This is a genomic window from Chthonobacter rhizosphaerae (genome assembly GCF_013839525.1).
Classification (GTDB): domain Bacteria; phylum Pseudomonadota; class Alphaproteobacteria; order Rhizobiales; family Pleomorphomonadaceae; genus Chthonobacter; species Chthonobacter rhizosphaerae.
The window spans coordinates 174,817-194,088 of sequence record NZ_JACDIS010000007.1; the positions used below are offsets into that span (position 1 = coordinate 174,817).

15 protein-coding genes are annotated in these 19,272 nt (G+C 71.2%); 12 read left to right on the forward strand and 3 right to left on the reverse strand.

Features of this window, described 5'->3' with window-relative positions:
• Positions 1-49 precede the first annotated feature (49 nt).
• From HND91_RS14525 to ligA, 8 genes are all read left to right on the forward strand, one after another.
• A complete protein-coding gene (locus HND91_RS14525; RefSeq protein ID WP_181707407.1) occupies positions 50-2,497 on the forward strand; it encodes an ATP-dependent helicase in 2,448 nt (815 codons plus the stop codon).
• Positions 2,498-2,884: 387 nt separating this feature from the next.
• The gene (locus tag HND91_RS14530; RefSeq protein WP_181707312.1) at positions 2,885-3,751 is read left to right on the forward strand and encodes a 50S ribosomal protein L11 methyltransferase; all 867 of its coding nucleotides are present in this window, start codon (positions 2,885-2,887) and stop codon (positions 3,749-3,751) included.
• A gap of 207 nt (positions 3,752-3,958) precedes the next feature.
• Entirely contained in the window at positions 3,959-5,773 is a 1,815-nt protein-coding gene (locus HND91_RS14535) for an aminopeptidase P family protein (RefSeq protein ID WP_181707313.1), read from the forward strand.
• 339 nt (positions 5,774-6,112) lie between these two features.
• Positions 6,113-7,048 (forward strand): UDP-3-O-acyl-N-acetylglucosamine deacetylase, encoded by a 936-nt coding sequence (lpxC, locus tag HND91_RS14540; RefSeq protein ID WP_181707314.1) that lies wholly within the window; start codon positions 6,113-6,115, stop codon positions 7,046-7,048.
• A 160-nt stretch (positions 7,049-7,208) separates the two neighbouring features.
• Complete coding sequence (locus HND91_RS14545) at positions 7,209-8,036, forward strand: outer membrane protein assembly factor BamD (protein ID WP_181707315.1); 828 nt, start codon at positions 7,209-7,211, stop codon at positions 8,034-8,036.
• Between the two features lie 25 nt (positions 8,037-8,061).
• A complete protein-coding gene (gene recN, locus HND91_RS14550) occupies positions 8,062-9,726 on the forward strand; it encodes a DNA repair protein RecN (RefSeq protein ID WP_181707316.1) in 1,665 nt (554 codons plus the stop codon).
• A gap of 364 nt (positions 9,727-10,090) precedes the next feature.
• The gene (locus tag HND91_RS14555) at positions 10,091-10,693 is read left to right on the forward strand and encodes a LysE family translocator (RefSeq protein ID WP_181707317.1); all 603 of its coding nucleotides are present in this window, start codon (positions 10,091-10,093) and stop codon (positions 10,691-10,693) included.
• Positions 10,694-10,822: 129 nt separating this feature from the next.
• Positions 10,823-12,982, forward strand: a complete 2,160-nt coding sequence (ligA, locus tag HND91_RS14560; RefSeq protein WP_425485462.1) for an NAD-dependent DNA ligase LigA — start codon at positions 10,823-10,825, stop codon at positions 12,980-12,982.
• 118 nt (positions 12,983-13,100) lie between these two features.
• On the opposite strand, the gene HND91_RS14565 is transcribed toward ligA, so the two are convergent.
• Positions 13,101-13,433 carry an antibiotic biosynthesis monooxygenase gene (locus HND91_RS14565; RefSeq protein WP_181707319.1) on the reverse strand — a complete coding sequence of 111 codons (333 nt, stop codon included), beginning with the start codon at positions 13,431-13,433 and terminating at the stop codon, positions 13,101-13,103.
• 94 nt (positions 13,434-13,527) lie between these two features.
• Positions 13,528-14,082 (reverse strand): hypothetical protein, encoded by a 555-nt coding sequence (locus HND91_RS14570; protein WP_181707320.1) that lies wholly within the window; start codon positions 14,080-14,082, stop codon positions 13,528-13,530.
• Positions 14,083-14,586: 504 nt separating this feature from the next.
• Here HND91_RS14570 and pncA point away from each other — a divergent pair.
• The 4 genes from pncA to HND91_RS14590 all read left to right on the forward strand — a co-directional run bounded on the left by pncA (position 14,587) and on the right by HND91_RS14590 (position 17,332).
• Positions 14,587-15,219, forward strand: a complete 633-nt coding sequence (gene pncA, locus HND91_RS14575; RefSeq protein ID WP_181707321.1) for a bifunctional nicotinamidase/pyrazinamidase — start codon at positions 14,587-14,589, stop codon at positions 15,217-15,219.
• A 65-nt stretch (positions 15,220-15,284) separates the two neighbouring features.
• Positions 15,285-16,139, forward strand: a complete 855-nt coding sequence (locus tag HND91_RS14580; protein ID WP_181707322.1) for a helix-turn-helix transcriptional regulator — start codon at positions 15,285-15,287, stop codon at positions 16,137-16,139.
• 162 nt (positions 16,140-16,301) lie between these two features.
• Positions 16,302-17,036, forward strand: a complete 735-nt coding sequence (locus HND91_RS14585; protein ID WP_181707323.1) for an AzlC family ABC transporter permease — start codon at positions 16,302-16,304, stop codon at positions 17,034-17,036.
• Positions 17,033-17,332 carry an AzlD domain-containing protein gene (locus HND91_RS14590; RefSeq protein ID WP_181707324.1) on the forward strand — a complete coding sequence of 100 codons (300 nt, stop codon included), beginning with the start codon at positions 17,033-17,035 and terminating at the stop codon, positions 17,330-17,332. Before HND91_RS14585 ends, HND91_RS14590 begins: the two co-directional genes overlap by 4 nt.
• 134 nt (positions 17,333-17,466) lie before the next feature.
• Here HND91_RS14590 and ftsZ read toward each other — a convergent pair whose 3' ends face one another.
• Entirely contained in the window at positions 17,467-19,257 is a 1,791-nt protein-coding gene (ftsZ, locus tag HND91_RS14595; protein WP_181707325.1) for a cell division protein FtsZ, read from the reverse strand.
• Positions 19,258-19,272: the final 15 nt, after the last annotated feature.

Sequence of the window (19,272 nt, forward strand, 5' to 3'; positions counted from 1 at the left end):
GCATCCGCCGCCCCTCGCTCCGGATCGACCGTTGCTCTATTGTTCCCCCATGCAGCCGAAGCAGAATCACATCGAGCCCGCCGTGCAGGACCCCTCTCCCCGCTCCGGCGGCATCGCCGCCCGCGCCATGGCGGCCGCCGCGCCGCCGGCCGGCGGTTACCTCCAGGGCCTCAATCCGGAGCAGCGCGAGGCGGTCGAGGCCCTCGACGGACCGGTGCTGGTCCTGGCCGGCGCCGGCACGGGCAAGACGCGCGTGCTCACCACCCGCATCGCCCACATCCTCGCCACCCGCCGGGCGTTTCCGTCGGAAATCCTCGCCGTCACCTTCACCAACAAGGCGGCGCGCGAGATGAAGGAGCGCATCGGCCGCTTCGTCGGCGGCACGGTGGAGGGCATGCCCTGGCTCGGCACCTTCCACTCCATCGGCGTCAAGATGCTGCGCCGGCACGCGGAGCTCGCCGACCTCCGCTCCGACTTCACCATCCTGGACACCGACGACCAGCTGCGCCTCATGAAGCAGCTCATCGTCGCCGAGGGCATCGACGAGAAGCGCTGGCCGGCGCGCCAGCTCGCCTCCGCCATCGACGGCTGGAAGAACAAGGGCCAGCGCCCGGCCGACATCCCGGAGGGCGAGGCCCGGGCCTACGTCAACGGCAAGGGCCGGGAGCTATACGCCGCCTATCAGGCCCGCCTGAAGGTCCTGAACGCGTGCGACTTCGGCGACCTCCTCCTGGAGACGCTCTGCATCCTGCGCGACAATCCGGACGTCCTCGCCGACTATCACCGGCGGTTCAAGTACATCCTCGTCGACGAGTACCAGGACACCAACGTCGTCCAGTACCTCTGGCTGCGCCTGCTCGCCCGGGGCGCCCGCAACATCTGCTGCGTCGGCGACGACGACCAGTCCATCTACGGCTGGCGCGGCGCGGAGGTGGACAACATCCTGCGCTACGAGCGCGACTTCCCGGGCGCCAAGGTGATCCGGCTGGAGCGCAACTACCGCTCCACCAGCCACATCCTGGCCGCCGCCTCCCACCTCATCGCCCACAACGAGGCCCGCCTCGGCAAGACGCTCTTCACCGACGCCGAGGAGGGCCCGGACGACGCCAAGGTGAACGTCGCCTCCGCCTGGGATTCGGAGGAGGAGGCCCGCTCCATCGGCGAGGAGATCGAACGTTTCCAGCGCAAGGGCGTGAACCTCAACGAGGTGGCCATCCTGGTGCGCGCTTCCTTCCAGATGCGCGAGTTCGAGGACCGCTTCATCACCATGGGCATGCCCTACCGGGTGATCGGCGGTCCGCGCTTCTACGAGCGCCAGGAGATCCGGGACGCCCTCGCCTATTTCCGGCTGGTCAGCCAGCCCGCCGACGACCTCGCCTTCGAGCGCATCATCAACACCCCCCGCCGCGGCCTCGGCGACGCCACCGTGAAGGTGCTGCACGACTATGCGCGCGCCAACCGGGTGCCGCTGTCGGAGGCCGTGCGCCAGCTGATCGCCACCGAGGAGTTCAAGGGCAAGATCCGCCTCGCGCTCCGCGACTTCATCGAGAGCGTCGACCGCTGGCGCAACCAGCTCGACGCCCTGAAGCACACCGAACTCGCCGAACTCATCCTGGAGGAGAGCGGCTACACGGCCATGTGGCAGAACGACCGCTCGGCCGAGGCGCCGGGCCGGCTGGAGAACCTGAAGGAGCTGATCCGCTCCATGGAGGACTTCGACTCCATGGCGGGCTTCCTGGAGCACATCTCCCTCGTCATGGACCGGGACAACAACGCCTCCGACGAGGCGGTCTCGATCATGACGCTCCACTCGGCCAAGGGCCTGGAGTTCGACACCGTGTTCCTGCCGGGCTGGGAGGAAGGCCTCTTCCCCCACCAGCGCGCCCTCGACGAGGGCGGCCGCTCGGGCCTGGAGGAGGAGCGCCGGCTCGCCTACGTGGGCATCACGCGGGCGAAGAAGCACTGCCTGATCTGGTTCGCCGCCAACCGGCGCATCCACGGGTCCTGGCAGTCGAGCCTGCCGTCCCGCTTCCTCGACGAATTGCCCGAGCCGCACGTCCACGTCAGCGAGAGCCAGTCCAACTACGGCGGCTATTCCAGCTACGCGGCCCGCGGCGGCGGTGCGCTCGGCGGCGGCTTCGGGCGCCAGAACCCCTACGGCCAGTCCCGGTTCGACCAGGTGGAACGCTTCGCCTCGTCCTACGAGACGCCCGGCTGGCAGCGCGCCCAGAAGAACCGCGCCGCCGCCGGTTCCCAGCGCGGCTTCGCCTCCCCCGGCTCCCCCTACACCGCCGGCAACGCCCGGGTGATCGAGGGCGAGCTCATCGCCAAGTCGGTCATCGGCGGCGAGCCCAAGTTCAAGACCGGCGAGCGCATCTTCCACGTCAAGTTCGGCTACGGCATCGTCTCCGCCGTGGACGGCAACAAGCTGACCGTGGAATTCGACAAGGCCGGCCAGAAACGCGTGGTCGACAGCTTCGTGGAACGCAAGGACTGAGGGGGCGACGGTCCCCTCCACCGGCTGGTTCATCCCGGACCACGACGGTCCCCACCACCGGCGGTTCAGGGCGGACCACGACGGCGGAGGGTGAGACACCTGTCGGCCTGCGCCGACCTCTGACCCCCGAAACCCGTCATCCCGGCGAAGGCCGGGATCCATCCGATCGTCGCGCCAGTCGCACCGACAAACCCGGGCCGGCAACCGTCGTGCGGGCCTCTCCACCCGCTGGATCCCGGCGGTCGCCGGGATGACGGCGAACGGCTCAGCGCGGCTGAGGGCGAAACCGCCACCGCGCGTCGCCCCTCCCTCCCCACACCGCCCCCCCTTGCCTCCCCTCGCCCCCGCGCCTAAACCACCGGCCGACGCAACACCGCCGGAGCCTCCATGCGCCAGTACCAGGTCCAGATCCGCGCCGACCGCGAGGAATCCGAGCGCATCGCGCGCCTCCTCGACGCGGCGCTCGAAGACGAGGGCGCGCCCGTCTCCTGGTTCGAGGTGCCGGACGGCTGGGCGGTGGACGCCTGGATCTTCGGCGACGACGCCGAGACCGTCCGCACGCGCGTGCTCGACATCCTCGGCGCGGACGGCTTCGGCGCCCCCGTCACGGTGTTCGAGACGCCCGACGAGGATTGGGTGAAGCTGTCCCTGGAGGGCCTGAAGCCCGTGGTCGCCGGGCGCTTCGTCGTCCACGGCGCGCACGACCGGGACAAGCTCCCCGCCGGCCTGATCGGCCTGGAGATCGAGGCCGCGCAGGCCTTCGGCACCGGCCACCATCCGACCACCTGGGGCTGTCTCGTCGCGCTCTCCCGCCTCCTGCCCGCGTATCGCTTCCCGCGCGCGCTCGACCTCGGCACCGGCACCGGCGTCCTCGCCATCGCGGTCGCCAAAATGACGCGCCGGCGCGTCATCGCCAGCGACATCGACCCGATCTCCGTGGTCACAGCCGCCGACAACGCTCGCCTCAACGGCGTGCCGTCGCTCGTCACCGCCGTCACCGCCGCCGGCCTCGACCATGCGGCGCTCCGCGGCACCTTCGACCTGGTGGTCGCCAACATCCTCGCCGATCCGCTGAAGGCGCTCGCCCCCAAGGTCTTCGCCCACACCTCGCCGCGCGCCGTCGTGGTCCTGTCCGGCATCCTGTCCACCCAGGCCCCGTCGGTGCTCGCCACCTACCGCTCCGCCGGCTTCACCCGCCTCTTCACCGTCCCGAAGGAAGGCTGGACGACGCTGGTCCTGGAGCGGCGCGGATAGGCGCGGGGCGCCGGCACAGCCTCGCCCCCGGCCGTCACGGTCCGCGCAGGCGGACCATCTACGCCCTTTCCCGTCCGATGCCGCCGAACGGACAGCCGTAGCCTGCGCGGACCATGACGGCCGGAAGGTGGCGTCACCCCCCGCCTTGACGCCCCGCCCGTCTCCCCGTCTCATCTCCCGTCCGTCCCGCCCGCCCGGAGTGCCCCGATGTTCCAGACCTTCGACACCCTCAGCGACCCGTCCACCGGTCCGGCGCGGCTCGCGCTCCTGCGGGCGGAGCTCGCCCGGCGGGGGCTCGACGGATTCCTGGTCCCGCTCGCGGACGAGCATCAGGGCGAATACATCCCCGCCGCCGCCCGCCGGCTCGCCTGGCTCACCGGCTTCACCGGCTCTGCCGGCCTCTGCGTGGTGCTGAAGGATCAGGCGTCCATCTTCGTCGACGGCCGCTACACCGTGCAGGTCCGCGCCCAGGTGGACACCGCCGCCTTCACGCCGCGCCACCTGATCGACGAGCCGCCGTCCACCGTCCTGAAGACGGCCGTGCCGAAGGGTGCGCGGATCGGGTTCGACCCGTGGCTCCACACCGCCGCCGAGGCGGAGCGGTTCGAGAAGGCCCTCAAGGAGGCCGGCGCCGAACTCGTTCCCGTCGGCGACAACCCGGTCGACGCCGTCTGGGACGACCGGCCGGCGCCCCCGCTCGGCGCCGTCACGCTCTATCCGGAAGCCCTCGCCGGCGAGGCCCGCGCCGCCAAGGTCGCGCGCATCGCCAAGGCGGTGGCCGACGCCGGCGCGGACGCCGCCGTGCTGACGCAGCCCGATTCCATCGCCTGGCTCCTCAACATCCGCGGCGCGGACGTGCCGCACACCCCCCTGCCGCTCTCCTTCGCGGTGGTCCCGAAGGACGGCAAGCCCTCGCTCTTCATCGACGGCCGCAAGCTCTCCAACGAGGTTCGCCACACGCTCGCCGAGGCGGCGGAGATCTTCGAGCCGGTCGCCTTCGAGCCCGCCCTCGAAAAGCTCGGCCGCGCCAACGCGCGCGTGCTGATCGACCGCTCCACCGCCGCCGCCCGCATCGCCGCCCTGGTCGCCGACACCGGCGGCGCCGTGGTGGACGGGCGCGACCCGGTGGTCCTGCCGAAGGCTCGCAAGACCCCCGCCGAACTCGCCGCCACCCGTGGCGCCCACCGGCGCGACGCGGTCGCCTTCACGCGCTTCCTCGCCTGGTTCGACCGGGAGGCCCCGAAGGGCGGCCTCGACGAGATCGCGGCGGCCGAGGCGCTGGAGCGCTTCCGCGCCGAGACCGGCGCCCTCAAGGACATCTCCTTCGAGACCATCTCGGGCGCCGGCCCGAACGCCGCCCTCCCCCACTACCGGGTCTCGACTGCCACCAACCGGCCGATCCGCACCGGCGAGATCTATCTGGTCGACAGCGGCGCCCAGTATGAGGACGGCACCACGGACATCACCCGCACCCTCGTGGTCGGCGTGCCGACCGAGGAGATGCGCGACCGCAACACGCGCGTCCTCAAGGGCCACATCCGCATCGCCCGGGCGCGCTTCCCGAAGGGCACCACCGGCGCGCACCTGGATATCCTCGCCCGCCAGGCGCTCTGGGACGCCGGCCTCGACTTCGACCACGGCACCGGCCACGGCGTCGGCGTCTACCTGTCGGTGCACGAGGGGCCGCAGCGCATCTCCAAGACCGGCGGCGTCGCCCTGGAGCCGGGCATGATCCTCTCCAACGAGCCCGGCTTCTACAAGGAAGGCGCGTTCGGCATCCGGATCGAGAACCTGATCGTCGTCACCGAGCCGACGCCCGTCGAGGGCGGCGACCGGCCCATGATGGGATTCGAGACGATCACCTTCGCGCCCATCGACCGCCGCCTGATCGAGCCCTCGCTCCTCTCGGCCGAGGAGCGGGCCTGGCTCGACGCCTACCACCAGGCCGTGCGGGAGACCGTCGCGCCGCACCTCGACGACGCCGACCGGGCCTTCCTGATCGAAGCCACGGAACCGCTCTGAACCGGGGCGCGCCTGGCGCCGCGCCGCTTCCGGCCGAGCTTCGAAAAGCGGCCGCGGGCAGCCTTTCGGGATGGGCCGCGCAGCCGCCGGTTGCCGCGTAAGATTCGGTAACAAACCTTGATTAGCGCCGGCGCAACGGCCGTGATTAATCACGGTTGAGAGTAAACGGGCGCCTCGGGGCCCGTGCCGGCAGTCGCCGACGAGATACGGGAGGGAATCCCGGCCACCCGCCGCGGGGGCGGCGGGTGGCGAATCTCCCCGGAAATGAGTACCAGCCGCCGCAACGACGGTTCGGATGCCCGCTCGGGCGACGCCACGACAAGAAGACAGATCCCACCGATGCGTAAAATCCTCGGCAAGCAGACCACCCTCTCCCGTCGCGTGACCCTGACGGGCGTGGGCGTTCATTCGGGCAAGCCGGCGTCCATCATCCTGTCTCCCGCCGAAGCCGATCGCGGCATCGTGTTCGTCCGCACCGCCCCGACCGGCGCGGAGGTGGAGATCCCAGCCCGCTTCGACCACGTGGTGGCGACCGAACTCTGCACCGTCATCGGCGCGGAAGGCCTCACCGTCGCGACCATCGAGCACCTGATGGCCGCCTTCGCCGCCATGGCGGTCGACAACGCGGTGGTCGAGATCGACGGCCCGGAGATGCCCATCATCGACGGCTGTTCGGCGGCCTTCGTGGCGGCGATCCAGGACGCGCGCGTCGTCACCCTGAAGGCGCCGCGTAAGGCCATCCGGATCCTGAAGCCCGTGCGCGTGGAGGCGGGCGACGCCTACGCGGAACTCCTGCCGTTCGAAGGCACCCGCTACGACGTCACCATCGACTTCGCCAACCCGCTGATCGGCCGCCAGTCCTACGTGCTCGACCTGTCGCCGGCGGCATTCCGCCGCGAGATCGCCCGCGCCCGGACCTTCGGCTTCATGCGCGACGTGGAGAAGCTCTGGACGCTCGGCTTCGCCCTCGGGTCCTCGCTGGAGAACTCCGTGGCGATCGGGGACGACCGGGTCCTGAACCCGGAAGGCCTTCGCTTCGCCGACGAGTTCGTCCGCCACAAGACGCTCGACGCCGTCGGCGACCTGGCGCTCGCCGGCCTGCCCTTCATCGGCCACTTCCGCTCCTACAAGGGCGGCCACAAGATGAACTGGCTGGTGCTGAAGGCCCTGTTCGCCGACGAGACCGCCTTCGAGGTGGTCGGCGAGACCCGGCACGTGGAAACCGCCGGCGGCCTGTCCGTCGCGGTTCCGGCGCTTTCGCCCGCGAAGGCCTGAATCTCCGTCGGTTGCCGCCGCTCCGCCTTAATCGTCATGGAAGAGGGGCGGTCCGTAGCGCATGGGAAAACTTTGCGCTAGAACCGCACGGGTTCAAGCAACGGATCGGCAGCGAGTCACCGGGTCGGCCCGGTCCGCCCGTCTCCGGCATGGGGTCTTCATGAGGCAGTCGTTCCTTCGTTCCGCCGTGGTCGCCGTCGCACTGGCGAGCCTTTCGGGTCTTGCCGCCTGCTCGTCCGACGATCCGCTGGAGCCCTTCGTGGAGATCCCGGCGGAGAAGCTCTACAACGAGGGCATCTTCTACCTAAAGGAAGGCAGCTACAGCCAGGCGACCGAGCGGTTCGACGAGGTCGACAAGCAGCACCCCTATTCGGAATGGGCCCGCAAGGCGCTCATCATGTCCGCCTACACGAACTACACGCGCGGCTCCTACGACGACGCCATCATCTCGGCCCGCCGCTACGTGACGCTCTACCCGGGCTCCGAGGACGCCGCCTACGCCCAGTTCCTCGTCGGCCAGTCCTACTTCAACCAGATGCCGGACGTGACCCGCGACCAGGCGATGACCAACAAGGCCCTGGAGGCGATGACCGAACTGGTCCAGCGCTATCCGGAGAGCCCCTACGCCGCCGAGGGTCAGAAGAAAATCGACATCGCCAAGGACCAGCTCGCCGCCAAGGAGATGGAGACCGGGCGCTACTATCTGAACCGGCGCGAGTACATCGGCGCGATCAACCGCTTCAAGACGGTGGTCACCAACTACCAGACCACCCGTCACGTGGAAGAGGCGCTGATGCGCCTCACCGAGGCCTATTTCGCCATGGGCGTCGTCAACGAGGCGCAGACCGCCGCCGCCGTGCTCGGCCACAACTATCCCGACAGCCGCTGGTACAAGGACGCCTACGTGCTCCTGCAGACCAACGGCCTGGAGCCGCGCGAGGAAGGGACGTCCTGGATCTCCAAGGCGTTCAAGACGGTCCTCGGCTGACGTCGCGAGGGGGCACGCCCGCCGCATGCTGCAGTCGCTGGCGATTCGTGACATCGTCCTGATCGAGCGCCTGGAGATCGACTTCGCGCGCGGCCTCACCGTGCTCACCGGCGAGACCGGCGCCGGCAAGTCCATCCTGCTCGACGCCATGTCGCTCGCCCTCGGCGGGCGCGGCGACGCCGGTCTCGTGCGCCACGGCGCCGATCAGGGGCAGGTGACCGCCGTCTTCGACCTGCCGGCGACCCATCCGGTCCGCGCGCTCCTGCGCGAGAACGACATCGACGACGACGGCGACCTGATCCTCCGGCGCGTCCAGACCGCCGACGGCCGCACCCGCGCTTTCGCGAACGACCAGGCCGTCAGCGCCAGCCTCCTGCGCCAGATCGGCGCCCGGCTGGTGGAGATCCACGGCCAGCACGACGACCGTGCCCTGGTCGACCCGTCCAGCCATCGCGCCCTCATCGACGCCTTCGGCGGCCTGGAGCCCCAGGTGGCCGCCGTCGCCGACGCCTTCCGGACCTGGCGCAAGGCCGAGAAGTCGCTCGCCGACCTCACCGCCCGCATCGAGGCCGCCCGCCGCGAGGCCGACTATCTGCGCGCCGCCGTGGAGGAGCTGACCAGGCTCGACCCGGTCGCCGGCGAGGAGACCGAGCTCGCCGAGAGGCGCCAGACCATGATGCGCGCCGAAAAGGTGGTCGGCGACCTGCGCGAGGCCTACGAACAGCTGAACGGCTCCGGCTCGCCCATTCCCGAGCTCGCCGCCCTCGTCCGCCGCCTGGAGCGCAAGAGCGAGCTCGCCGCTCTCGTCGAGCGTCCGATCGCCGCCATCTCGGCCGCCCTCGACGGGCTGGAGGAGGCCCGCCTAGAGTTCGAGACCGTGCTCCGCGCCGCCGACTACGACCCGGCCGAGCTGGAGCGCACCGAGGAACGCCTGTTCGCCCTGCGCGCCGCCGCCCGCAAGTATTCCGTCCTCTGCGACGACCTGCCCGTCATCGCGGCCCGCATGGCGGCCGACCTCGCCGACCTCGACGCCGGCGAGGACAAGCTCGCCGCCCTCGTCAAGGAGAGCGCCACCGCCCGCGCGGCCTATGATGCGGCCGCGGAGGAGCTCACCAAGCGCCGCCTCGTCACGGCCCGGCACCTGGAGGACGCGGTCGCGGCCGAACTGCCGGCCCTGAAGCTGGAGCGCGCCCGCTTCATCGTGGAGATCACCTCCGACAAGGAGGCGCGCACCGCCGACGGCGTCGACACGGTGGAGTTCTGGGTCCAGACCAACCCGGGCACCCGCGCCGGCCCCATGATGAAGGTCGCCTCCGGCGGCGAGCTGTCCCGCTTTCTCCTCGCCCTCAAGGTTTCGCTCGCCGACAAGGGCTCGGCCCCGACGCTCGTCTTCGACGAGATCGACACCGGCGTCGGCGGCGCGGTCGCCGAGGCGATCGGCACCCGCCTCGCCCGCCTGTCGGAGACGGTCCAGGTGCTCTCCGTCACCCACGCGCCCCAGGTCGCCGCCCGCGCCATGAGCCACCTCCTCATCGCCAAGGAAGCCGTCGACAACGGCGCCCGCGTCGCCACCCGCGTCTCGCCCCTCGACCAGCTCCACCGCCGGGAGGAGATCGCCCGCATGCTCGCCGGCAGCCGCATCACCGAGGAAGCCCGGAAAGCCGCCGAGAAGCTGATCGCCGGAGAGTGAGGCGAGGCGGCCTGACGCCGACGACGGCAGGCCTTCGTGCCGACGAGGACAAATGCGCGGGTGGCCCGCCTTCGCGGACCATGACGGCGAAGGGCGAAACAAGGCCGATCGCTGCACGCCCGCCAAACGTCATGGTCCGCGAAGGCGGACCATCCGCGGCAACATCGCCCACGTCCGGCCAGACCAGAGCACACCACCACACCCAGCCCGCCAAACGTCATGGTCCGCGAAGGCGGACCACCCACACCCAACCCGCCAAACGTCATGGTCCGCGAAGGCGGACCACCCACGCATTGCGCCACACCAGCCCTCACGCCCCTCCCCTCGTCCCTGTTTGCGCTCCCTCAATGCCCCTGCGTCCGTCATGCTCTACTCACCGCTCATGACCGACCTCGTCCCCTTCGCCCTCGCCGTCCTCGCGCTCCTCGCCACGCCCGGGCCGACCAACACCCTCATCGCCGCCTCCGGCGCGAGCGTCGGCTTCCGGCGCTCTCTGCGGCTCGTGCCGGCGGAGCTCTCCGCCTACGCCCTGTCGATCGGCCTTCTGACGACCACCCTCGGGCCGGCCGTCGCCGCCGAGCCCACCCTCCAGTCGGCGCTCCGGATCGTCGCCGGAGCCTGGCTCGCCTGGTGCGCCCTGCGGCTCTGGCGCGAGGCCGGTGCCAGCTTCGACGGCACGCCGAAGCCGATCGGCCCCGCCCGCGTCTTCGTCACCACGCTTTTGAACCCCAAGGCGCTCGTCTTCGCGTTCGCGGTCTTCCCCCAGCCGCCCCAAGCGGCCCACGCGGCGGTGTTCGCGGCGCTCGTCGGGGTCGTCGCCTGCGGCTGGGCGCTCTTCGGCGAGGCGCTCGCCCGCACGGCCGGCGCGCGGCTCACCCCCGCCCGCATCGCCCGCGCCTCCGCGCTCGTCCTCGCCCTCTTCGCGTCGCTCCTCGCCGGATCCGCCATGGCGGCCGCCCTCTCCTGACAGCCTCGGACGCGCACTTGAGATCCCATGCGGTCCGGTGTCGAATGCGCCCGGAATCGCGTTGTGGATCGCGACACCGGTCGCGGTGCGCAGCGCGTCGTGTATGGCGTAGAGGATCGAGGTGCCCCCGTGTCGGACAATTCGCTTGCCCTGAAGCCCGTGGACACCCTGACCCTGGACGAGGCTCAAGCCGAACTCGCCCGCCTGTCGGCCGAGATCGCCACCCACGACCGGGCCTACCACGCCGAGGACGCTCCCCTCATCTCCGACGCGGAGTATGACGCCCTCCGGGCCCGCAACCTCGCCATCGAGGGCCGCTTCCCGGACCTCGTCCGCGCCGACAGCCCGTCCCGGCGGGTCGGCGCTACACCGTCGGAAGCCTTCGGCGAGATCCGCCATTCCCGGCCGATGCTCTCCCTCGACAACCTCTTCGCCGACGAGGACGTGGTCGACTTCGCCGAGGGCGTGCGCCGCTTCCTCGGCCTGCCGGCCGGCACCGTCCCGGTCTTCACCGCCGAGCCGAAGATCGACGGCCTCTCCCTCTCCATCCGCTACGAGGGCGGCCGGCTCGCGGTTGCCGCCACCCGCGGCGACGGCCTGACCGGCGAGAACGTCACCGCCAACGTGCGCACCATCGCGGACATCCCGAACCAGCTGCCCGCCGGCGTGCCGGACGTGGTGGAGATCCGAGGCGAGGTCTACATGGGCCGGCAGGACTTCTTCGCCCTCAACGAGCGCATGCGCGCCGAGAGCGGCAAGGTGTTCGCCAACCCGCGCAACGCCGCCGCCGGCTCCCTTCGCCAGCTCGACCCGTCGATCACCGCCAGAAGGCCGCTGCGCTTCTTCGCCTACGCCTGGGGCGAGATGCCCCGCCTCGCCGCCACCCAGTACGACACCGTGCGCCTCTTCGCCGACTGGGGCTTTCCGGTGAACCCGTTGATGGTGCGCTGCGCCTCGGTGGAGGAGATGATCGCCCACTATCACCGCATCGAGGCGGACCGGGCGGCGCTCGACTACGACATCGACGGTGTCGTCTACAAGGTCGACGATCTCGCCCTCCAGGAGCGCCTGGGCTTCCGCTCCCGCAGCCCCCGCTGGGCCACCGCCCACAAGTTTCCCGCCGAGCGGGCCTTCACGGTGCTGAAGGACATCGAGATCCAGGTCGGCCGCACCGGCGCCCTCACGCCGGTCGCCAAGCTGGAGCCGGTCACCGTGGGCGGCGTCGTCGTCTCCAACGCCACGCTCCACAACGAGGACTACATCAAGGGCATCGGCCAGTCCGGCCTGCCGATCCGCGAAGGTCGCGACATCCGCGTCGGCGACACGGTCATCGTCCAGCGGGCCGGCGACGTGATCCCCCAGATCGTCGACGTGGTGGTCGACAAGCGGCCGGAGACCTCCGCGCCCTTTATATTCCCCACCACGTGCCCCGCCTGCGGCAGCCACGCCGTCCGCGAGGAGCGCGGCGACGGGCGCCTCGACGCGGTCCGCCGCTGCACCGGCGGCCTCGTCTGCCCGGCCCAGCAGGTGGAGAAGCTGAAGCACTTCGCCTCCCGTAACGCCTTCGACATCGAGGGCCTCGGCGACAAGCAGATCGAGTTCTTCCACGCGCTCCAGGAACCGGAACTGCGCATCCGCACGCCGGCCGACATCTTCACCCTGGAGCGGCGCGAGGCGAAGAGCTTCAAGCGCCTGCGCGACTTCCCCGGCTTCGGCGCCACCTCGGTGAAGAACCTCTTCGCCGCCATCGAGGCGCGGCGCGCGATCGCGCTCAACCGCCTGATCTTCGCCCTCGGCATCCGCCACGTGGGCGAGACCAACGCCAAGATCCTCGCCCGCGCCTACGGCACCTGGGAGCATTTCGAGGAGGCCATGGTCGCCGCCGCCGACAAGGCCGGCGAGGCCTGGACCGAACTCAACGCCGTGGAGGGCATCGGCGAGGTGGTGGCCGACGCGGTGGTGGACTTCTTTGCCGAACCGCACAACCGCGAAGCCCTCGACGCGCTCCTGGACGAGATCGCCCCGCAGCCCATGGAAGCGCCCACGGTGGTCGCCTCCCCCGTCGCCGGCAAGACCGTCGTCTTCACCGGCAGCCTGGAGCGCATGACGCGCGACGAGGCCAAGGCCACCGCCGAACGCCTCGGCGCCAAGGTGGCCGGCTCCGTCTCCAAGAAGACCGACCTCGTCGTCGCCGGCCCCGGCGCCGGCTCCAAGCTCGCCAAGGCGACCGAACTCGGCATCGAGGTGATCGACGAGGACGCCTGGCTGGAGCGGGTGAACGGGCTCTGACGGCGGGCGCGGGACGGGGCCGTCTTCACCAGAGCCCCGTCCCTGGTCATGGGCGAGAGTGATGGGCGAGTGAGGTCCGGCCTCGTCGGTCTTCCCGGACGGCCCTGTTCGGTCCCTGTCAGGCCACCTGCGGCTGGCTCTTCGCCCGAGGGGCGTTGAACCGCAGCACGATCTCGCCCGAGACCGGGTCGGTGACGCCGAGCCCGCCCCCTCGGTCCTCCAGCATGTGCCGGACCTTGTCGAGTTCGGCGATCATGGCGGGCCGGTTGGCCGCCATCGCCTCCATGCTGTCCCATTCGCCAACGAAGCAGAAGTCGCGCTCCCCGGTCCTGACGATGTAGGCGCCGCGCAAACCTGACCAGTCCTGCGAGCGGGCCTGCGCCTGCGTGTCGAGGAACTGCATCTCGAACCCCGGCTTCACTCGCATCCGAACCACGTTGGACACGTCCATGTCGGCCTCCCTTGGCTTGTGCTTGAGGGTCGATGTGGAGCGGGCGCCCGACCGGGCGTCCGCATCGCTCTGGCTGATCGGTCTGCCCCGATCGTCACTCCACCGGGATCATCAGGTGGGCGTAGGGCGTCCCCGGCCACATGACGTAAGGCACCGAGGTGTCCGGGGCGGCGGCGTCAGGGTAGCCGCTCATCAGTTTGCCCGCGTTCACGACCATCACGTGGGGGCCGGTGGTGATCCAGCTGTTCTCTTCCGTGGGCTTGGTGGCATAGGGGTCCGTGTTGCTGGCGTCGGTGCCGCCTTCCAGCATGTACATGAAGCCCACCTTGTCCTCGGGAGGCGGGGTCTTGCTGATCCAGGCCATGGCCCACTCCATGGCGTTGGCGTCGCCGCACATGGGATCGGGGCCGGGCGTCGCGGGGCTGTCGGGCATGCACCACCAGCCGTTGGTCCCTTCGCGCACCGTCCGCATCGTCCCGTCCTGCCCCATGGCGTAGACGGTGGCATTGCTCGAAACGGCGGTCGGAGCAGCCGTTTCGGCGCTGGCGATCAGGGCTGCGTCATCGGTGGTCGGCTGGTCCTGGGCCTGTCCGGAACTGCCCACGGCGACCAGTGCAAGCGCGGGAAGAAGCGCAAGTATGTGTCTCATGGTGATCTCCCTGGTGCGACGACACGAGCGCGGCCACCCTTGAAGGTGGTCGGAGGGCAGCGCGGGGCCTGCACAAGCCTTGGCGGGCGGCCCAACAAGGGTCGTCATTCGGTCAGGGAGAGTACAGGCCGGCTCGCGACACGCAGCCCCGGTTACCGCATACTCGGCGGGGTCTGGGGACCAGGAGGGTCCGCGTTCGTCGAAAAGGACGCGCGGATCACGGCGGGAAGCCAAGCCTCGCACTTGGCAATGCTACCAGACCTGCGCGACCCGCTCAACGGCCCCGAAAGGAGTCGCCCGCCTTTCGAAGGACCGTGCGGACGGTCTCTCAACGCTCATGCCACGCCTGGCGCATGCTCCTGCCGCACCGAACCCGTCACGCACGCGACCTTTCCCTCGGCACCGCCCATCCCTCCCCGATGCGGCGGATCCCATCCCTCCGCCCCTTGCCCGACCTCCCGCCTCTCCCCATAGTCGCTCCACCCTCGTTCCCGGAGACCGCCCATGTCCCTCGTCCTTCTCCCGACCGACGCCCTCATCGTGGTCGACGTCCAGAACGACTTCTGCCCGGGCGGCGCGCTCGCCGTGGCGGACGGCGACGCGGTGGTGCCGGTGATCAACGGGCTCGCGCCGCACTTCCGCAACGTGATCCTGACCCAGGACTGGCACCCCGCCGGCCACGCGTCCTTCGCGTCGTCGCACGCCGGCAAGTCGCCCTTCGAGACCACCGACATGCCCTACGGCGTCCAGGTGCTCTGGCCCGATCACTGCGTGCAGGGCACCCCCGGGGCGGACCTACACCCGGATCTTTCCGTCCCCCATGCCCAGCTCATCATCCGCAAGGGCTACCACCCGACCGTGGACAGCTATTCCGCCTTCCAGGAGGCGGACCGGGCCACCCACACGGGTCTCGCCGGCTACCTGAAGGAGCGCGGCATCCTGCGCGTCTTCGTGGCCGGCCTCGCCACCGACTACTGCGTCGCCTGGACCGCCCTCGACGCCCGCGCGGCCGGGTTCGACGCCCTGGTGATCGAGGACGCCAGCCGCGGCATCGACCTCGGCGGCTCCATGGCCAAGGCCTGGGACGACATGGCCGCCGCGGGCGTTAGCCGCATCCGGTCGGCCGAAATCCTCTGACGAATGGAGCCGCCGGCGCAATTTCGTTCAAGACGGCGGCGACCCGACGGCCTACATCATCATCCATGGACACGATCGCCCAGTCGGCAGCGCTCGACCCCTCGACGTTCGGCAACACGGACCGCGCGCGCTTCTGGCGCGAGACCCGCCATGGCGGGCTCGAATGCCTGAGCGCCGCCTTCCGGGTGCATCGCTACGCGCCGCACAGCCACGACACCTTTGTGATCGGCGTCATCGAGGCCGGCTGCGAGGCCTATCGCCTGCGCGGCGAGCGCCATTACGCGATGGCCGGCGACGTCTGTTTCGTCAACCCGGGCGAGGTCCACGACGGAGAGCCCCTCGGCGACGGCTACGCCTATCGCATGACCTATCCGTCCGAGGCGCTGATGGCCGCCGTGGCGGCGGATCTCAGGGACCGTGACGCCCACGGCGTGCCGCACTTCCGCTCGGCCGTCGTGACCGACCCGGAGGCCTTCGCGCTGTTCGGACGCGCCCATCGCCTGCTGGAGGCGGGCGCCGGCGCCCTCGGGGCCGACGAGGCCCTCCTGGCAGCCTACGCCCTCCTGGTGGAGCGCCACGCCGACGTGCCGGCGCGCCCCCTGGCCGAAGCGCCCGCCGCTGTCCAGCGCGCCCGCGACTATCTGGACGCCCACCATACGGAGGACGTGGACCTCGCCACCCTCGCCGCCGTGGCGGGCCTCTCCCGCCATCACCTGGTCCGGGCCTTCAAGCGCCACACCGGCCTGACACCCCACGCCTTCCAGACCGACCGGCGCGTCCGCACCGCCCGCCGCCTCCTCGGCGCGGGCGAGGCCCTGGCGGACGTGGCGGCCGCCTGCGGCTTCAGCGACCAGAGCCACCTCACCCGCGTGTTCAAGGCACGGGTCGGCGTGCCGCCCGGCGCGTTTCGGGTGGCCTGAACCGACGCTCCCGTCGTCTCCTGTCGGCGGCCGCCGCCTCGCCGGACCCGCAATTTCGTTCAAGACGAAATAGCAGTTTGCCGTCATGGTCCCGGCCGTCCTCACCACGGCGGGCGAACCGACACGAATGACCCGCTCATCCCTCCCCCTCCAGGGTTTCTGATGCTCGCACCCCCATCCCCGTCCTCAGACGCCCGCGCCGGTCTGGCGGACGTCCTTCCGGCCACCCTGGCCGTCATTCCCTTCGCCCTTCTCCTCGGCGGCCAGGCGGCCCAGAAAGGCCTGTCGGCGCTCGACATGCTGGCCATGTCGTCGATCGTGTTCGCGGGCGGCTCCCAGTTCCTGGCGGTCGGCCTCTGGACCGACCCGGCTCCGTGGGCCGCCCTCGCGCTCGCCGCCTTCCTGATCAACCTCCGCCACGTGCTGATGGGCGCCTCGCTCGCCCGCAAGCTCGACCGCTTCCCGGCGTGGCAGCGCTTCGCGGGCGCGCATCTGATGACGGACGAGACATGGGCCCTCGCCGAGCGGCGGGCCCTCGACCGGCCGCTGACGCCGGCCTACTGGTTCGCGGCCGGCGCGCTTCTCTTCGTCAACTGGCAGATCTGGACCGTGCTCGGCGTCCTGCTCGGCGGGCTCGTGGCCGAACCGGAGCGCTACGGGTTCGACTTCGCCTTCCCGGCGGTGTTCATCGCCCTGGCGCTCGGCTTCTGGAAGGGCTGGCGCACCGGCCCGGTGATCGCCGCCTCCGCCCTCACGGCCGTCGCCGTCCACGCCCTCGTGCCCGGCGCCTGGTACGTCATCGCGGGCGCCCTCGCCGGCATCGCCGCCGCCGTCCTCACGACGCCGGCCGACGCCCCCGCCCCCGCCCCCGCTCCTGCGGAGGAGACCGCCCCGTGACCCTCGACCCGGTCAACCTTCTCGCCATCGTGGCCATGGGCCTTGCGACCTACACCACCCGGGCCGCCGGCCTTCTCCTCGCCGACCGCCTGCCCCGCACCGGCCGGATCCGCGTCGCCCTGGAGGCGTTGCCGCCGGCGGTGCTCACCGCCGTCATCGCCCCCGCCGTGCTGGCCGGTCCGGCGGAGATGCTGGCCGGGGCCGTCACGGTCGCGGCCGCCTTCCGGCTGCCGCTCCTCGCCGTGGTGGCCATCGGCGTCGCCAGCGCGGCCGGCTTCCGGCTCCTCGTCGGCTGACGGAAGGCGAAGCCGGGCAGCGCCGCCCTCCCGGGTCCGTCGCCGCCCCCCTGTCCCACCCGCCTGAACGAGAAAAGGCCCGCGGATCGCTCCGCGGGCCTCGTCGTTTCAGGTCCGGCTCTTCGCCGGCTGGATCAGCTCTGACGGCGCAGGAAGGCCGGGATCTCCAGCTGGTCGTCCTCGGTCACGCGCTGCGGCTGCGGACGGCCCTGGGGGTCGAGGCGGCCGGCGGCGCCCTGCGGCGCCTGGGGCGCCGGACGCTTGGCGTACTCGCTGCCGGCCGAGGCCGGGCGGGCCTGCTGCGGCGGAGCCTGGCGCGGCGCCTGCGGGGCGGGCGCGGCCGGGCGGGCCGCCTGCGGGGCCGGACGCGGGGTCACGGCTTCCGGCGCATGGTCGTCGTCACGCCGGCCGAGACCTACACTGGCGAGGCGGCGCAGAAGGCTCATCGGCCGACGCTCCTCCTCGTGCTCCTCGTGGGCCGGCTGCGGGGCGGCGCCGCTGCGGAACTCGCGCTGGGCGACCTGCGGGAACTCGCCGATCTCCGGGATGCGCGGGGTCCGCACCATGCCCGACGGCCGCTCGGCGGTCGGCGGGATGTAGGGCGCCGGGGCCGGCTCGGCCACGTCGTTCACCGGGGCGCGGGGCTCCGGATCGGCCGGGATGGCCGGCTCGTAGTGGGCGGCCGCCGGCTGGTAGGGCTCGATGGTGACGCGCGGGTCCTGGGTGGCGCGCGGCGCCTCGTGATGGGCGAGGTCGAGCGCCGCCTCGATGGCCGCCGCGGCGGCCGCATCGGCCGACGCGGTCTCGGGCGCCGGCTGCGGGGCGGGAGCCGCCTGCGGGGCTGCCGTCCGGGCGCCGTACTGGCGGGCCTCGGCGGCGACGACCGGCGACGGGGCGCGGGCGGCGCGGCTCGACACGTCCGCCACGCGGGCGGCCTGGGTCTCGTTCGGCTGGATGGCCTCCTGGTCGATGCCGGTGGCGACCACCGACACGCGGATGACGCCTTCCAGGCTGTCGTCGAAGGTGGCGCCGAGGATGATGTTGGCGTCCTGGTCCACTTCCTCGCGGATGCGGGTCGCCGCCTCGTCCACCTCGAACAGGGTCAGGTCCTTGCCGCCGGTGATCGAAATCAGCAGGCCGCGGGCGCCCTTCATGGACACTTCGTCCAGCAGCGGGTTGGCGATCGCCGCCTCGGCCGCCTGGATGGCGCGCTTGTCGCCGGAGGCCTCGCCGGTGCCCATCATCGCCTTGCCCATGCCGCGCATGATCGAGCGAACGTCGGCGAAGTCGAGGTTGATGAGGCCTTCCTTCACCATCAGGTCGGTGATGCAGGCGACGCCGGAGTAGAGCACCTGGTCGGCCATCGCGAAGGCGTCGGCGAAGGTGGTGCGCTCGTTGGCGATCCGGAACAGGTTCTGGTTCGGGATGACGATCAGGGTGTCGACCGAGGCCTGCAGTTCCTGGATGCCCGCGTCCGCAACGCGCATGCGGCGCACGCCCTCGAACTGGAAGGGCTTGGTGACGACGCCGACGGTGAGGATGCCGTGTTCGCGAGCCGCGCGCGCGATGACCGGGGCGGCGCCGGTGCCAGTGCCACCGCCCATGCCGGCCGTGATGAACACCATGTGGGAGCCGGCGAGATGGTCGTTGATCTCGTCGATCACCTCTTCGGCGGCCGCGCGGCCGACTTCCGGCTGCGAGCCGGCGCCGAGGCCCTCGGTCACCGCCACGCCCATCTGCACGATGCGGTCCGACTTGGACATCGTCAGCGCCTGGGCGTCGGTGTTGGCCACCACGAACTCGACCCCCTGAAGCCCGGAGGTGATCATGTTGTTGACGGCGTTGCCGCCGGCGCCGCCGACACCGAACACGGTGATGCGGGGCTTCAGTTCCGTCAGGTCGGGCATCTTCAAGTTGATCGTCATGGCACCCTCGTCATC

Excerpts from the sequence above, each read along its gene's own strand:
- HND91_RS14525 (WP_181707407.1), top strand. The coding sequence starts at position 50 with ATGCAGCCGAAGCAGAATCACATCGAGCCCGCCGTGCAGGACCCCTCT.
- HND91_RS14530 (WP_181707312.1), top strand. The coding sequence starts at position 2,885 with ATGCGCCAGTACCAGGTCCAGATCCGCGCCGACCGCGAGGAATCCGAG.
- HND91_RS14535 (WP_181707313.1), top strand. The coding sequence starts at position 3,959 with ATGTTCCAGACCTTCGACACCCTCAGCGACCCGTCCACCGGTCCGGCG.
- lpxC (WP_181707314.1), top strand. The coding sequence starts at position 6,113 with ATGCGTAAAATCCTCGGCAAGCAGACCACCCTCTCCCGTCGCGTGACC.
- HND91_RS14545 (WP_181707315.1), top strand. The coding sequence starts at position 7,209 with ATGAGGCAGTCGTTCCTTCGTTCCGCCGTGGTCGCCGTCGCACTGGCG.
- recN (WP_181707316.1), top strand. The coding sequence starts at position 8,062 with ATGCTGCAGTCGCTGGCGATTCGTGACATCGTCCTGATCGAGCGCCTG.
- HND91_RS14555 (WP_181707317.1), top strand. The coding sequence starts at position 10,091 with ATGCTCTACTCACCGCTCATGACCGACCTCGTCCCCTTCGCCCTCGCC.
- HND91_RS14565 (WP_181707319.1), bottom strand. The coding sequence starts at position 13,433 with ATGGACGTGTCCAACGTGGTTCGGATGCGAGTGAAGCCGGGGTTCGAG.
- HND91_RS14570 (WP_181707320.1), bottom strand. The coding sequence starts at position 14,082 with ATGAGACACATACTTGCGCTTCTTCCCGCGCTTGCACTGGTCGCCGTG.
- pncA (WP_181707321.1), top strand. The coding sequence starts at position 14,587 with ATGTCCCTCGTCCTTCTCCCGACCGACGCCCTCATCGTGGTCGACGTC.
- HND91_RS14580 (WP_181707322.1), top strand. The coding sequence starts at position 15,285 with ATGGACACGATCGCCCAGTCGGCAGCGCTCGACCCCTCGACGTTCGGC.
- HND91_RS14585 (WP_181707323.1), top strand. The coding sequence starts at position 16,302 with ATGCTCGCACCCCCATCCCCGTCCTCAGACGCCCGCGCCGGTCTGGCG.
- ftsZ (WP_181707325.1), bottom strand. The coding sequence starts at position 19,257 with ATGACGATCAACTTGAAGATGCCCGACCTGACGGAACTGAAGCCCCGC.